Annotated in this window: 9 protein-coding genes and 1 pseudogene; 8 read left to right on the top strand and 2 right to left on the bottom strand. The window is 67.0% G+C overall.

Translation table 11 applies throughout. From position 1 onward, the window contains the following. Positions 1-185: 185 nt before the first annotated feature. From EJ357_RS00395 to EJ357_RS00425, 8 genes and pseudogenes are all read left to right on the top strand, one after another. The gene (locus EJ357_RS00395) at positions 186-674 is read left to right on the top strand and encodes a GNAT family N-acetyltransferase (protein ID WP_228472866.1); all 489 of its coding nucleotides are present in this window, start codon (positions 186-188) and stop codon (positions 672-674) included. Between the two features lie 527 nt (positions 675-1,201). Further along, the gene (locus tag EJ357_RS00400; RefSeq protein ID WP_126387516.1) at positions 1,202-1,525 is read left to right on the top strand and encodes an acyl carrier protein; all 324 of its coding nucleotides are present in this window, start codon (positions 1,202-1,204) and stop codon (positions 1,523-1,525) included. Then, positions 1,525-3,063 carry an amino acid adenylation domain-containing protein gene (locus EJ357_RS00405; RefSeq protein WP_126387518.1) on the top strand — a complete coding sequence of 513 codons (1,539 nt, stop codon included), beginning with the start codon at positions 1,525-1,527 and terminating at the stop codon, positions 3,061-3,063. Before EJ357_RS00400 ends, EJ357_RS00405 begins: the two co-directional genes overlap by 1 nt. Further along, entirely contained in the window at positions 3,060-7,430 is a 4,371-nt protein-coding gene (locus tag EJ357_RS00410) for a non-ribosomal peptide synthetase (RefSeq protein WP_126387520.1), read from the top strand. Before EJ357_RS00405 ends, EJ357_RS00410 begins: the two co-directional genes overlap by 4 nt. A gap of 185 nt (positions 7,431-7,615) precedes the next feature. Next, a complete protein-coding gene (locus EJ357_RS48000) occupies positions 7,616-7,753 on the top strand; it encodes a hypothetical protein (RefSeq protein WP_175647243.1) in 138 nt (45 codons plus the stop codon). Between the two features lie 571 nt (positions 7,754-8,324). Continuing rightward, positions 8,325-9,155, top strand: a complete 831-nt coding sequence (locus EJ357_RS00415) for a hypothetical protein (protein WP_126387522.1) — start codon at positions 8,325-8,327, stop codon at positions 9,153-9,155. A 42-nt stretch (positions 9,156-9,197) separates the two neighbouring features. Continuing rightward, the gene (locus EJ357_RS00420) at positions 9,198-10,109 is read left to right on the top strand and encodes a hypothetical protein (RefSeq protein ID WP_126387524.1); all 912 of its coding nucleotides are present in this window, start codon (positions 9,198-9,200) and stop codon (positions 10,107-10,109) included. 1,014 nt (positions 10,110-11,123) lie between these two features. After that, a pseudogene (locus EJ357_RS00425) lies at positions 11,124-11,305 on the top strand (ATP-binding protein); the annotation flags it as partial. A gap of 19 nt (positions 11,306-11,324) precedes the next feature. Here the strand turns inward: EJ357_RS00425 and EJ357_RS00430 are convergent. Both EJ357_RS00430 and EJ357_RS00435 read right to left on the bottom strand, forming a co-directional pair. Beyond that, complete coding sequence (locus EJ357_RS00430; RefSeq protein WP_126399033.1) at positions 11,325-11,876, bottom strand: AAA family ATPase; 552 nt, start codon at positions 11,874-11,876, stop codon at positions 11,325-11,327. A gap of 223 nt (positions 11,877-12,099) precedes the next feature. Next, positions 12,100-14,316 (bottom strand): tetratricopeptide repeat protein, encoded by a 2,217-nt coding sequence (locus EJ357_RS00435; protein WP_175647244.1) that lies wholly within the window; start codon positions 14,314-14,316, stop codon positions 12,100-12,102. Positions 14,317-14,880: the final 564 nt, after the last annotated feature.

Consider the following 14,880-nt stretch of genomic DNA (forward strand, 5'->3'; position numbering starts at 1 on the left):
CCCGACTGCTGACTTCTTGAAGCTAACACAGGGAGACCTTGTTGTTACAGAGGAAATTCGCTGTGGCGAAGATCACCCATTACCGATGATTACTTGCGTCACGCCTGGCGCATGCACGCATTCCGGAGTTTAGAGTTCCGCTTAATTTCGCATTCCGGGAAGTCTCCTGCGATACGATGCGTGTCGTGACGACATACCAGGCTCACCCCATCGTGGTGCGAACCGCCATCGAAAAGGACATTCCGAATCTCGTCGAATGTGCTGCCGCGCTCTTTGCAGAGGACGCCGGCAGCCGCGACTCGGCTATTAACACCAACTGGCCGCGCGAATACGGGCCGGACCGCTTCGCCACCGGTCTGCACGATCCGGATCGGCTCATCCTCACCGCTGACAGCCAGAACGGAAGCGCTGTCGCCTACCTGACTGGCACCCTCGCCCAGCCCTCGCCCATGACCACCTTCCCCATCGCCACCCTCACTGCCATGTGGGTGAGTCCCGACCATCGCGGGTCTGGCGTCGGTGCCCAACTCGTCGAGCAGTTCCTCACTTGGGCCAAGGAGCGTGGGGCTGAGCGCGCGGAAGTCACGGCCTACGTCGCCAACGAGGGAGCCCGTCGCTTCTATGCGCGCCACGGCTTCACCGACCACGCCACAACGGCCGCTCGCCCCCTGTAGACAACGCGCCTGCGGAAGCGGCCTTACCGCGGCCCCGGCACAGGAAGAAGTCGCGGGCGGGCGGTTGCGGTGCGCAGAACCCGGCCCCCATCTCCTGTAAGTGGCCAGCCGAGAGAGGGGATGCAAGGGCTGCTATGCGGCCCTGTTCACACCGATCCCAGGGGCGCGGAAGCCCTCTCGGGGCCCCGACAGGTTCTGAGAGGGCTTCTTGCTTGCGGAAAGCTTTGAAGGCCCTGCCCTGCCGGGTGATGGCCCTGGCGGTATTCGGGTAGATTGCGCGGCCTGCCCCGGCGTATCGCACCACGGTCAACGGGACTCCGTCTGGGGTGCGAGGATCACTACTGCGCCCGCACTGCACTGATTTCAGCCAGGCAGCAAGATCGTGACCGAAAAAGGCCTTTTGAGATCCGAAGGGCCTGGGCGACGTTTAGTGGCTACAACAGGCCGTTCCTACATCCACAGAACTATGTCCTGAAACCGATTCCCTCGAATGGCCGAAAGTACGCTGCCCGCGAGTGAGGAGTCTGGTGGCAAATCTGCCCAAAATTGCCCAGGCAAGCAAACCCGCTGCACCGGAAGACCCGATGAATGATGCATCGATGACCACCGGCCGAATGCCTTCCGCGTCGGCTTCTGAAGTGGTGCTGAATATCGTCGAAGAGGTCCTACGGGCAGGCACAGTGACTTTGGACGACGGTTTCTACGACTTCGGAGGGACCTCACTTCAGGCCATGCGGATCTGCGTCCGGATCGAGAAGACACTTGCTGTCGTGATCAAGCCTGAGGTCCTTCTCGACAGCGATTGCCTCGGTGACTTCGCGCGATCGGTGGCTGAGCTCAAGGACGCGTGATGACAAACCCCGTGCTGATCCACGAGGGGGTAGCGTGTCGGGCTGCGATGAAGCCTGGGGCAACAGCGGTGATCAGTGGTGTGGAACGGCTCAGCTACGCTGAACTTGATGCAGACGCTGGCAAGGTGGCGCACGCGCTGCGAGAGCGGGGAGTGGCCCGAGGAAGCATCGTTCCTGTGATCCTGCCGCGCTCGGCCCAGTTGATCACCGTGCTGCTCGGAGTGCTTAAGTGCGGCGCAGCCTACGCGGCGATGGACCCGAGCTGGCCGGACCAGCGAGTCCACGCCCTGCTGGAGGCGCTCAACCCCCCGGTACTGGTGGCCACGGCGCCGTCATCGACGCACACCGCCGTGCCTGTCTGGTCGCCCCCCGCCACCTGGCCGGCTTCCGCGACCGGCGCGGCTCCCCTGTCCGGCATCAGCGGCGCCGATCCGGCCACTGTATTCTTCACGTCGGGCACTTCTGGCACATCCAAGGCGGTGCTCTCCCCGCACCGGGCGACGACCCGCCTGTTCCGGGAGCACACCGACTGGTGGCCAGTAGGCGGGGTGATCGCCCAAGTGGCGCCAGCGTCCTGGGACGCCTTCTCACTCGAGGTCTGGGGCACGCTGCTGACCGGCGGTACCTGCGTGGTGCACCCCTCGGGCCACCTTCTTCCAGGAGGGCTGCGCACGCTGGTGGGCACGGCGCGGGTCGACACAGTCTTCCTTACCACGTCGCTGTTCAACTTCCTTGTGGAGGAGGACGTGGACTCCTTTAGGGGGCTGCGCCGTGTCCTCGTAGGGGGCGAGAGACTCTCAGCCACCCACGTCCGCACCTGCCTGGAAAGGCATCCGCTGCTCAGAGTCAGCAACTGCTACGGGCCTGTCGAAAACTGTGTGTTCGCTTCCGTCCACGCAATCGACCGAGAAGACTGTGATCTCACAGGCGGCATACCGCTGGGGCGCGCCGTTCCCGGTACCGGGATCCACGTGCTGCGGGGCGGCCAGCCGGCCGGGCCCGGAGAGACCGGCGAAATATGCCTGTCCGGGGACGGGCTGGCGCTGGGGTACCTGACAGATCCGCAGTTGACTGCCCAGAAGTTCCCCACCGTGCGAGTCGAAGGAGTCGCACGGCGCATCTACCGCACAGGCGACCTCGGCTGGCTGGACCAGGACGGCCTTCTGCACTTCAGTGGACGCGGCGACCGCCAGATCAAGGTGGCTGGCCACCGGGTGGAACCGGCGGAGATCGAGGCGGCTGGCCGGGCTGTTCACGGGGTGCGGGAATGCACGGTGCTGCCCGTAACCGACAGCGGTGGGAGCGTGGTCCGCCTGGCCATGTTCTACGTGCCTGCGCTGCCGACCGTGCCAGGCGAGCAAGGCGCCGCTTCCCCAGCGGCCGTTCGGAAGGCTCTGTCGGCGCGACTGCCCCGATATCTGGTCCCGCACCTGCTCCGGCCGTGCGCGTCCTTCCCCCTCACAACGCATGGAAAGGTCGACTCTGCGGCGCTACTGGCATCTTTGCCCTCCTCACCACGTCCTCGCACCGGCCCATGAGCAAGGAGAAGTCCGTGATCCCGCCTGGCTCCGTCCGCAGGCAGACGAGCGCAGACGTACCGTCGCTGTATCCGATGTCGTATGAGCAGGAGGGGATCTGGCTCGTCGACCAAATCGGCGACGGACCCTCCAGCTACGTGGAGGCGTGGGCACACCACCTGCGCGGTGCAATCGACGTCCCTTCCGTGCAGGACGCTCTGGACGGCATCGTGCGTCGGCACGAGTCCCTGCGCAGTCGGCTCCACATGATCGATGGACAACCGCTGCAGGAGATCGTGCCCCCACGCCCCGTCCCGCTCGCCCGCCGGCAGGTCACCGCAACCGGGCTGCGGGAAGCCGTGCGGACGGCGGTCTCAGGACCAGTGGCACTGGAGCAGCCTCCGCTGTTACGCGCGACCCTGCTCGAACTGGGCAAGGAGGAAGCGGTGCTGGCCGTGGCCGTCCACCATGCGGCGGTAGACGGCTGGTCTCTCCAACTCCTCGACGAGGAGTTCAGCGAGCTGTACCGGGCAGCCGTCGGGGGAACCACTGCGACGCTGCCCGAGCTGCCGTTGCCATTCAGGGCGTACGCGCAGCAGCAGCGTGCGCGGCACACCGATGGGATGGCCTACTGGCGTAAGGTCCTCGCCGACGCCCCCCTTGAGTCCACCTTTCCGCCCGACCGGCCCCGTCCGGACATGCTCAGCCGCCGCGGCGCGGTAGTCGACTTCACCGTGGACCGCGAGATCACCAAGCGGCTGCACCGGCTGTGCCGTGAACTCAAGGCCTCCCCCTATACGGTACTGGCGGCCGCCGTCACTGCCCTGCTCAGCAGGCACAGCGGTCAACAGAACGTGGTTTTGGGTGCACCGGTCTCGCGTCGTGAGGGGCCCGAGCTGGAATCGATGATCGCCTGCCTCGCCGAGGTCCTTCCCCTGCGCCAACCGGTACGGCCCGAGGAGCCGTTCAGGGAACTGGCACTCGGGACGAAGCAGAGGATCCGTTCCGCCGTCGCCCATCGGGACATCCCTTACACCCGGTTGGTCTCTGAAGCGGGCGTGCCACGCGTACCTTCCCGCTCCTCTCTGTTCCAAGTGGTACTGACGGTGGACGACGGGCCACCGCCCGGCCTGTCTCTGCCGGGTGTGTCGGCACAGCGGCTGTATCCGCATGCGGGCACAGCAAAGTTCGACGTCTTCTTCCATCTCACTCCCGAGAACGGAGCGCTGCGAGGACGCCTGGAGTACGCGACAGACCTGTTCTCGGCACGAACCGCCGAAGAGCTGACCCTTCGATTTCGTGCACTGCTCGCTGACGCGGTCACTCACCCCGACCAGACGGTGGCCCAACTGGCGATGCTCTCCCAGGCGGACCACGATCGGGTCGTGGGATCCTGGGCCGCGGGACCGGAGCCGGAACCTGATCCGCCCGTTGCCCACGAGGCATTCCGCCTGGCGGCCGGCCGAACCCCCGATGCAACTGCCGTGCTGCACGGGGAGGACGGGTGGAGCTACGCGGAGCTCGACGCGGCAAGTACCGCGCTGGCGGAGCAACTGGTTGCCGCCGGGCATGGGCAAAGCAGGGTAGCCATTCTGCTGGAGCGCTCCCTTGGGCTGCCGCTGGCCGTGCTGGCCGTACTCAAGGCCGGCGGCTGCTGCGTGGCGGTCGACCCCGGATATCCAGCGGAGCGCGTCGCCCTCATCCTGCACGACAGTGCAGCCGGGACCGTGCTGACCACCCGGAACCTCCAGCACCTGGTGACCGGTCAACCCGCTGTCCAGACGCTGCTCCTGGACGAAGCCCCGTCGACGCATGCCCGGGCCACATCAGACGACACGTTCCCCACACTGCCTGAAGTGACCGGGCACGACCCCGCTTACCTGATCTACACCTCAGGTTCCACTGGCCGGCCGAAGGGGGTGGTGATGCCGCACCGGGCGCTGGCCGGCCTGATCAGCTGGCAACAGCACCGGACCAGCACGACACGGGGTTCACGGACGGCTCAGCTCGCCCCACTCAGCTTTGACGTCGCCTTCCAGGAGTTGTTCGCCACCTGGGCCGGCGGCGGAACGCTGGTCCTGGTCGACGAGGACGTCCGACGAGACCCCACGCGGCTGCTTGGCTTCGTCACGGAGCAGTCCATCGAGCGGCTCTTCCTCCCGTTCGTGGCCCTGCAGCAGCTGGCGGACTGCGCGGCGGCGGACGGATGGCGCTGCGCCAGCCTCCGAGAGGTGGTGACCGCAGGCGAACAGTTGTTCATCACCCCCGCAGTCAGACGGTTCTTCACACAGAGCACCAGTGCCGTGCTCGACAACCAGTACGGCCCCTCCGAGACCCATGTCGTCACCGCCGAACTGCTTTCCGGCGATCCCGCGGCTTGGCCGGAACGGCCGCCCATCGGACGGCCGGTGCCCGGCGCCAAGATTCTTGTTTTGGACGGACAGCTGCGCCCGGTGCCCCCTGGCACGCCGGGTGAGATCTGCATCGGCGGGACCGGTCTCGCCCTCGGCTATCACGGACAGCCGGCAGCGACCGCACAGAAGTTCGTAGCTGACCCCTGGGCTGCCGCACCCGCCCGGCTGTACCGCAGCGGTGATTTCGGTCGGTTCCTGCCGGACGGCCGGATCGAGTTCCTCGGACGCAGGGATGAGCAGGTGAAGATCCGTGGTGTCCGGGTGGAGCTCGGCGAAGTCGAAGCCGCTGTCAAAGGGCTGCCGGGTGTGGCCGACGCCGTGGTGACCGCCGGTACGTCGCAGGCCGGTGACAGGCGCCTGGTCGTGCACTACCTATCCGCCAGCGGAACCGCGCTTCTGGCGGCGGACCTGCGTGCCCAGCTCGGCCTGCGGCTGCCCTCTCACCTGATCCCCGCGCATTACGTGCCGCTGTCTGCGTTGCCGCTCACCGCGAGCGGCAAGGTCGACCGGTCACGGCTGCCAGAACCAGAGGAAACGGGCACGGCGACGCAGCCTCGGCGGCCGATGAGCGACGCAGAACGCCGGGTCGCCACGCTGTGGTGCGAGGTACTCGGCACGAACGAGATCGGACCGGACGAGGACTTCTTCGCGCTGGGCGGGGACTCGCTGCTCGCCGTACGGCTACTTCTGAAAGTGCGTGAGGACTGGGGGATCCGCCTCGGCCTAGGGGCGATGTTCGCCGCACCCACCATCGCCCGCATGGCGACGGTTCTTACCAACGGCGCCGCAGAGACGGCTCCCGGTACGAACACAGACGCTGAACTGGCTCCCGACATCATCGCGCAGGGCACCGGCAAGCGGGCAACGGGCCCTGCCCGATACGTCTTCCTCACCGGGGCCACCGGCTTCCTGGGCAGCCATCTCCTGCATGACCTGCTGGCCCACACCAAAGCGGTTGTGTACTGCCTGGTGCGCTCACCCGATGAGGAGTCTGCGCAGCAGCGGCTGCGCACAACCCTCGCCCACTTCGGGCTGTGGGACGAGGCGTTCGCGCAGCGGCTGATCGCCGTCCCGGGTGATCTGTCGCTCGAGCGACTGGGTTTGCCTCCAACGGACTTCGATGCCCTTGCCCGGCAGGTCGACGCTGTCTATCACACTGGCGCCTGTGTCAACCTTGCGCTCTCCTACGAGCAACTGAAGGACACCAATGTACGCGGCACCGCGGAAGTACTGCGCCTGGCCGTTCAGCACCACACCGTCCCCCTTCACCACGTTTCCACGGTGGGCGTCTACGCGAACGCTGATGGACGTGGCGCCATCCGGCCGGACGATCCGCTGCCCCCGGACGGCACGTTGAGCAACGGCTACGCACAGAGCAAATGGGCGGCCGAGGTGCTGCTGCGGCAGGCCCGTCAGCGCGGTTTACCCGTGTCGATCTATCGGCCCACTCGAATCACCGGGGCTGCCGTCGGCGGACTCGGGCCAACTACCGACTACCTGTGGCTCCTGCTCAAGGGGTGCGTCGACGTAGGCATGGTGCCCAACGACACCGAAGAGATCTTCGACCTGGTGCCGGTCGACTACGTCAGCCGCGCCGTGCTGGAACTCTCGCGGCAGGACGCTTCTGGCAATTTCCACGTGACAAGCGAGCGCTTCCTGCGGCTGACCGAGGCGGCCAAGTACCTGCGCGCGCTGGGCTACCGGATTTCCGAAGTACCGCTGGCGAAGTGGCGTCAGGCCGTCGAGGGTGAACCGACCAATGCCGCCTACCCGTTACTGACCCTGCTACCCGCAGACGTGGGTTCCTCAGGCGGTGATACTCCGTGTGTCTTCGATGCGCACGCGACGCGAAACGCTCTAGCCGACAGGGGGATTCACTGTCCGATCGTGGATGAGGAACTCTTCGCCGGGTATGTGCGGGCATACGTCCGGAGCGGCTTCCTGCCGCCGCCCGGACAGATCCAGGGTGGGTGAGTGCGAGTACGCGCGATGGAGGGCATGGTGTCCTGCCGTCCGGCGATCGTGAGGTTGGTACTGACCGCAGCTATCTCCCAGCGGCCCGACCCGCAAGGGGCCGTCGACGAGATGGGTGATCAGGGTGTCGGTGTGGTCGACGACCTCGAGCGGGTCTGTGGGCTTGGCCTGCTTCCCAGCCAACGATGTCTGCCTTCGCCGGAGAGACCGGCCTGGCCGGAGCCGTCGCCTGCCTGCAGCAATCCCTCGACGAGGGCTCACTTCAGGCAGGCGACGAGCTGACAACCGCCCTGCGCCTGTACGAACGCTACGCCCAGGGATGACGGCCTGAGTTCTGACGACACGCTGCCGGTGCGTGGTAAGGACCGTGGGATGCCGGCAGCCCACCCATCAACCACCAGGGGGTGCATGACGCCCACAGCACCGGCTGGCATGTTGAGCTGCCGACCGTACTGATGAGTGCACAACCCGCCGCCCCGGACATCTGGTGCCCACGTTGGCTGGGACACGAGGGCGAGTCAGAGTTGGCCTCGCTGCAGCGACCTCAGTCGAAGCCGAGCACGGCTCGAGACAACTGCCATTCCTGTACCGCCCACACCCACCGCCCTGTAGACGTCCTCACCAAGCCTGTGGTGGCCTCATCCAACAGGACGCGGTCACCACAGCAGCACTGAGACCTCAAACCCAGTGGAGCCACACGTCTCTGACCAGCGCAAACTCGGCGCCCGCTATAGCGGTCTGCACGAGAATGACATGGCCATTCGTCGTTCATGTTCGTGCCAGTTGAGCACCATCCGTCAGTGCCGATCACGAGGTCAGAAGGCCCGATCCACTGACACTCAGACGACGATGTTCAACTGACACTCCCCTGCAGACCTGCAGCCCGGACACTGCGTGCTGCTGCTCACCGCCCGTCAGAAGGCGGGGGAAACCGTCCTGCGGTGCGTGTGGCGGCTCACCGCCCGGGGCTACCGCTGGAACGGCGCTGCCCTGACCCGCTTCGGCCAGAAATTGTCCGAGGGCATCGCGTGGCTCGCCCTCGGGGACCTGGTGGTCGCCGAGGCGCCCACCGCCCGCACACGGCCGACGGCGCCGGACCTGTCTATGTCGGTCTACGGCAAGCTGGACGCGTCGCCGGTGACTGCGGAGGTCGTCTCTGCCTCGATCGCCACCACTCCGGCAGGCGAGGTCCCCGTCATGCTGCGCCCGTGGATCAAGGCAACCGTCCCCGTGACTCTGTATCCGTCGCGGTCCGTCGGGAGCGACTACTTCGGCGCTGACTGCCTGCTCGCCCCCGCAGGCGACCACGCCGCTCTCGACGCGGAACCGGGTCCTGTCGGTGCTCCCCGCCGGCTATCTCGCGTCGAACGCCTGCCACCTCGAAGATCTCGCCGAGTACGCTGTCGCGGAGGGCCGCAGCCCGCGGAGGGGGCCGCGTTCGCCCGTTGGGTGATCTCGTCGGAGATCCTGACGTTCGGGGTGTACAACGCGGCGTACGAGTGCTGGGAGCGGTCGCTCACCTGCACCATGACCGCTGCCAAGGCGGTGCTCATGTACACGCGGATGAATGGTGCGGCGCTGGGTCTGGAGTGCGGTTGCGGGCGGCGTCATCGGGGTTGGCCGTGGGAGCGCACTACGGTGTGGGACGACGAGGAGCGCCGTTACCGCAGCTTCGGCGAGGTCGACATGGACCGGGCCGGCGGCCTGATCGCCGCGCGCGGGTAACGGGTCACGGGCGAGTGGTCGACCGGTGACGTTGTCCGCCGGGTGGCCGTCGAGCCGAACGCCGCGCCGTCCGGCCCGGGAACGGCCGAAGCGTGGGAGTCCGAGGGCGGAGCCTGCCCCGGCATGGAGCCGCTGCGCGGCCCGGAGCCTGGCCCGGCGGCCATCACCGTTCCGCAGGAGCACGGAAGACGCCTCCTGACCCGCTGCCCGGGCCGGGCCGACGGGTTCGGCCCGGGCAGCCCGCCCCCCTCTCTCGCTGTGCGCCGCCGCCCGGAAGGCCTCGCCATGCTCCGCTCCGAACTCCGCCTGAATGCCCCGTTGTTTGTCGCTCAGTCCGCCGTTAGCAACCACACCGGCCTCATCGCCCGGGCTGGGCTCGCCATGCCGGCCGCGCCCTTCGGTACCCCTGCCTGGCAGCTTCCCGCCCTGGTCTCCTACCTCCAGCGCCTCCACCAGGACGACGAGGACCCCTCCCCCGAACTGTGGCGCGCCCACACCGAACGCCCCATCGGCCCCGTTCCCCGGCCGCACATCCGCTACCAGGGAGACGGCCTGCACGATGCGGACGCGGTGTGCGTGCTCGACATCCAGCTCGGCCCGCGCGACAAGGAGACCGGCTGGCTTCCCGCCGACCTCGCCGTCATCGAACAGGAGGAGGGCGCCTGCCCCTTCGGGCGCGTCACACGCCGCCACGGCGTGGAGGCGATCGCCGCGTACGCCGCCGAGGAGCTCACCGCCGAGCACGCCCGGCTCATGGACCGTGCCCGCCGGCACCCGGACTCGTACTTCCTGCGCCTCGCCGACCTGGCGCAGCGCGCCGCCGACTGGGCCGACAAGGTCCATGCCGCTCACGCCGGCTCCTCTGCACACGCAGGCCCCGCTCGTAAGCTCTGCGCGGCCAGAACGCGTAGCCCTCCAGAAACCGGTACAGCGGTGGTCCCAGAGCACTCATGACCAATCCAAGGAGGACCGCGGCGACGAGGAACGCGGACGTGCTGTTGCCCATCGGCGGCCATTTGTCCAGGGGACCGGGTCCCTTGAGACTCGGCGCGACGGCGAAGATGAAGACGGCGAGGTTGAGGCCGGTGGGCAGAATCCATCCGACAAGCAGTCCCCAGCCGCCGCCCAGCACGCCCTTGGCGATGTCTCCCGTCGCTATCCCCGTGGCCAGTCATCGTCGGGATGGAGTGGAGGGCCCGGAGGCCGGCCCGCTTTGAATTGATCGCCGAAAGCCCTGTGCGTGTCCCCGCCCCTGGGCGTGGGCCTGGGTGGGGGATGTGGGATCGGCGGGGCCGACGGTGGTCTGATCAACTCTGGGACGGCTCGTCGTAGTTCTTCGAGGTCGTCGCCGTTGGAAACGGTCATCTCTTGGTCGGAGGGAAGCCGCACGACGATCTCGATATCGGCCGCCAGCTGAGTCCGCAGCCACGCTCCCAGTGTTCCGATCAGTCGCTCGCTGGTCGCACCCGGCCGCAGCTCGATGACCAGAGCCCGGTTGCGTGCCTGGTCAGGTGTGCCAGCCCGTTGCGGATCCCCGTCCCAGGCCTGGTCGTCGAGCGTGACGGTGCCGTGTTTCTGCCTTCAGACCAGCCGAACCACCGCTGCAAGTCGGGCAGGGCAGTGTCCGCGGCATCGGCGGGAACAACAGTGATCAAGAATTTCATGCGCTTCCCCCGAACCCTTCTTGGCCTCAAGCAGCGTAGGGCAGCGTTGCTCTCGCGCGGCGATTGTGGCGTGCGGTGTTCTTAGGCCGCAGCAGCAGGTTCGTGCAGCATCACGGGCGCAGGCGGTTTCACATCCTTCAGCCGCCGCGAATCAACAAACAGCAGACTCACGGGTATGGCTTTGACAGCGGTTTGTGGTTCCACTTGGCAATCAGGGCTGGGACCACCCGTGTTGGCGGCCGGGTGAGGTGAGGAAGTTTTGGCCCCACCGTCCTTGTTGCGGTGGGAGCATCGATGCGCTCTCCGGTGGGAGGAGGCATCGGTGGCTATCGCTTCCAACGAATCGTTTGGAGGGTGGACAAAGACCTTCACCGATCCCCGGCTCTGCGCGGCGATCGTGGACCGGCTCACCTTCGGCGGCAACATCATCGAGCCGGCACTGACTCCTACCGTCTTGCCCACGCCCAGGCCCCAGCAGGACAGCGGCTGACCGCACCCGCCACGGTCACACCCCGGAGGTTCCACCGGCTCGGACCCGGGCCAGCACCTGGTCGGCCAACTCCTGCGGGGTCAGCTCTCCGTCCAGGAACACCGTGTCACTGGGCAGGGTGTCGGCCGCCGCCATGCACGGCGCGATCCTTTCCTTGCACCAGCGCCGAACCTTCTCGTCCTGCTCAGGGTTGTCCGGGGTGAAGCTCCGGCCGTCGATCCGCTTCTCCAGAACCTCTCGGGAGACCTTCAGGAAGAAGTGGTGGACGTCGATGCCCGCATCCGTCAACGCGCCGAAGACCTCACCGACATAACCGTGATTGACCAAGGTCATGGGGACCAGGACCGGGCGGCGATACTCCTCGACCAGGCCCACCGCCAGGTCGGCGACCTGCCGACGCCACAGCCGAAGGTCCTGGAAGTCGCCGGTCGGCACCTCCACGATCTCCCTCAGCACATAGCCGACCATCTCCGGGTCATAGACCAGCACCTCGGGCCAGCGCGGACGCAACTCGTCCACCAGCGTGGTCTTCCCACTGCCGAACGCACCGTTCACCCAGACGATCAACGCGATCCTCCCCGCCCCGTTGCCGTGCCCCCGCGTCGGGCCCGGCATGTCGGATCAGCATGCCGCGCGGCCTGGATGGGGCCAACTCCACTGCCAGATCAGCCCGAAAGATCGCTAAGTGGGGGCCGAAACCCGCTGCCGAGCGGAGCCAGCTCACGTTGTCGAAGCCACGGGTACGACCAGTCAGACCACAATGTCAGGTCGGGTCTGTGAACCGTGCAACTCAAGTGCGGCTGGCTTCTACGGCAGTCAGGGTCTCCCGTGTCGCCGCCGTTCTCGGGTTGGCCGGGCCGAGGATGTGCGTCTGTATGTCGAGAAGACCCCGGAGTTCTGTGATTGCCTCTTCGATCCTGCCTTGGCTGGCCAGCGTCTCGCCGAGCGCGAGTCTGGCGTCTCCTACGAGATGGTGCTCGGGCCCGAGCACTCGGTTCTCAAGGGCGATGACCGCCCGCAGTTCTGTCTCTGCCTCCCGGTGGCGTCCCTGCGCGGATATCGCCCGTGCAAGTTCGTAGCGGGCGTCGAGTACGTTGACGTGCTCTGCTCCCAGCACGCGTAGTTCTGTCTCCAGCACGTCGCGCAACTCTTGTTCTGCTTCCTGTCCTCGGCCGAGCTCTGTCATGACCCCGGCCCGGTTGGCGCGCGCTTGCAGTGTGTAGGGGTGTCGGGAGCCAAAGACACGCAGGCGAGTCTCGACCAGTTCGCTGTACATGAGTTCCGCCTCTGCGAGGCGCCCCTGATAAGCGAGCTGCAGGCCCAGGTTGTTGTAGGTCATCAGGGTGTAGGGATGCTCCGGCCCCAGCACCCGGGTCCGAATGACCAACAGGTCGCGGTAGCCGGCCTCGGCTTCTGCGTAACGTCCTCGCTCTCCGACGGCCCGCAGCAGCCAGTGACGTGTGGCCAGAGTCTGCGGATGCTCAGGCCCCAGCACCCTGAGCTGGTCGCGCAATACATCGCGGCAGGCGCTCTCGGCCTCGACCAGACGCCCCTGTTCTACGAGTAGATGTGCCGATTCATGACGTGTAGCCAGCGTGGCGGGGTGATCCGGACCCAAGGTGTCGAGTTGAGCCGTCAGAATGCCGCTCAGCTGTGATTCCGCTTCGGTATGGCGTCCTTGGTACAGGGCAGCGAGGGCTTGTTGGTATCGGAGACAGAGCACCGCCTCGTGGTCCGGGCCGAGAGACTCCGCCTGGCGCAGGGCATCGCGTGTCAGCGCTTCCGGGGCCGACCACGCCCCGCTCCACCTCAATGCCGGGCAACTGCTCACAACAGCCCACGCGATCGCGGCAAGGCCCCTGTCGGACAGTGCAGCCGGGGGAAGACACAGCAGGGAACGCACGTGGGGCAGCAGCCGAAGCCAGAAGGGCCAGTCCTCGGGGTCGTCCGGTCGTAGTCGGCCGGTGGCGACTCGTAGTGCGCGGGCGGCTGCTGTCGTGATGTATACGTCCAGGTGTTGGCGGCTGGCGGCCGCTACCAACGGGTGAACGACCACGCTGGCGGCTTCCTCGCATCCAGGCGTTGCCCCCAGCTCGAGTAATCCCACGGAGAGCAAGGCCTCCAGTCCGCTTCGAACGGACATGTCCGCCATACCGAGGCCGTCTCCCAGTACCTGCAGGTCCAGCAGCGAGGAGGTGATGTCCGCAGACGGGGCAAAGCAGGACAGGACCCTCAGCAGCGGCCGGGCCTGGGCTCTGTCCTGTGCTGCCAAGGCGTCGAGGGACAGCTCCCAGGTGTGTGTCACGCCCGATCGGGGATCACTTGCCTGGCCCATGAGCAGCGGGAATCGATCGTCAAGTGCCTCCAGATAGGAACTGAAGGTGCGTTCCAAGGCAAAGGGCGATCCCAGATACACCCCTGCTTGGTGAAGGCCCAGTGGGAGGCCGCCGAGGCGTTGGGCAAGTAGTTGCGCCTCAGCCGCAGGCCCGGCGTGCGGAGCGAGATCCTGAAGGACGCGAGCGCCGGCGGTAGCGTCCAGGCAGAGGACTGGCACCACGACACCGTGGCGGCCCCAATCTCTTTGGTCTTTGACCCGGCTGGTCACAACGATCAGGCCGGCGTACGTGGCGCGGAGCCAGCCGCTGCCATCGCGCGCAGGGGCGTCACCGAGCGCCAGCGTCGCAGTATCGTCGGCGTTGTCGAAGACGAGCAGCCATCCTCGCTCCGCCTCCAGTCGCTCCCACAGAACGTCGGCCGCGTTGCGGACTCCGGCTCGGGCCTCCTCCACTTGCGTGGCCGGCGCGCCCAAGGTGAGAGCCAATTGGAGGAGGGAGCCCAACAGTGACCTCTGCTCCGTGGCAGACACCCACCACACTCTGCGCCCTTGGCGTTCTGCGCGCTCTGCCAGCGCGAGGGCCAGGGTTGTCTTTCCTGTGCCGCCCAAGCCGGCCAGCACCTGAAAGCGGCCGTCAGGTGCGGAGAGCCGGCTGCTCAGCAGCTCCAGCACGTCATCCCGGCCGTGGATCTGCCCCAGTCGTCCCGTTGGAGGGTGCAGCGTTCGTGCAATGGGCACTGTGGTGAGAGCCGATGGCGGGGAAGCATCAGGGGCTGGCAGGGTTGGTGCTCGCCTCGTGCCATTCTCCGGGGGCGGACCTGGGTCAGTAGCCGGCGCGGGACGAGGTGGCTGTCGGCCCTGGAGGAGCGCCACCACAACACTCATCACGCCCGCGAAGGTTCCCACCACGGTGAGTGCTGTCACCAGGTCCACACAGTGACTGTAGGGGGATGGCAGGCACCTCAGCGAGGATGCCGGATCCTGACCGGAAACTCACGCCCAAGCAGCCGTTGCCGTTTCGGTCTTGCACGGCGCCGGCCGAACGCGAATTCCCGGTCAGGCGATCCGGCCGCGGTGAAGGAACCTGCCGCGGAATGAGGGCAGGGTCTCCTGGACAGTCCAGGGGTTGTGCCGAATCAGTGGGCGCTTGCACCCCAGTTCCCTGCCCCGGGGCCCGGCATCGGTCCATCCTGGCTACCTGCGCTGCACCCGGCGACACCCCCGCCGCCGCGTCTA

Origin of the sequence: Streptomyces cyaneochromogenes (assembly GCF_003963535.1) — a bacterium.
GTDB classification, from domain to species: Bacteria; Actinomycetota; Actinomycetes; order Streptomycetales; family Streptomycetaceae; genus Streptomyces; species Streptomyces shaanxiensis.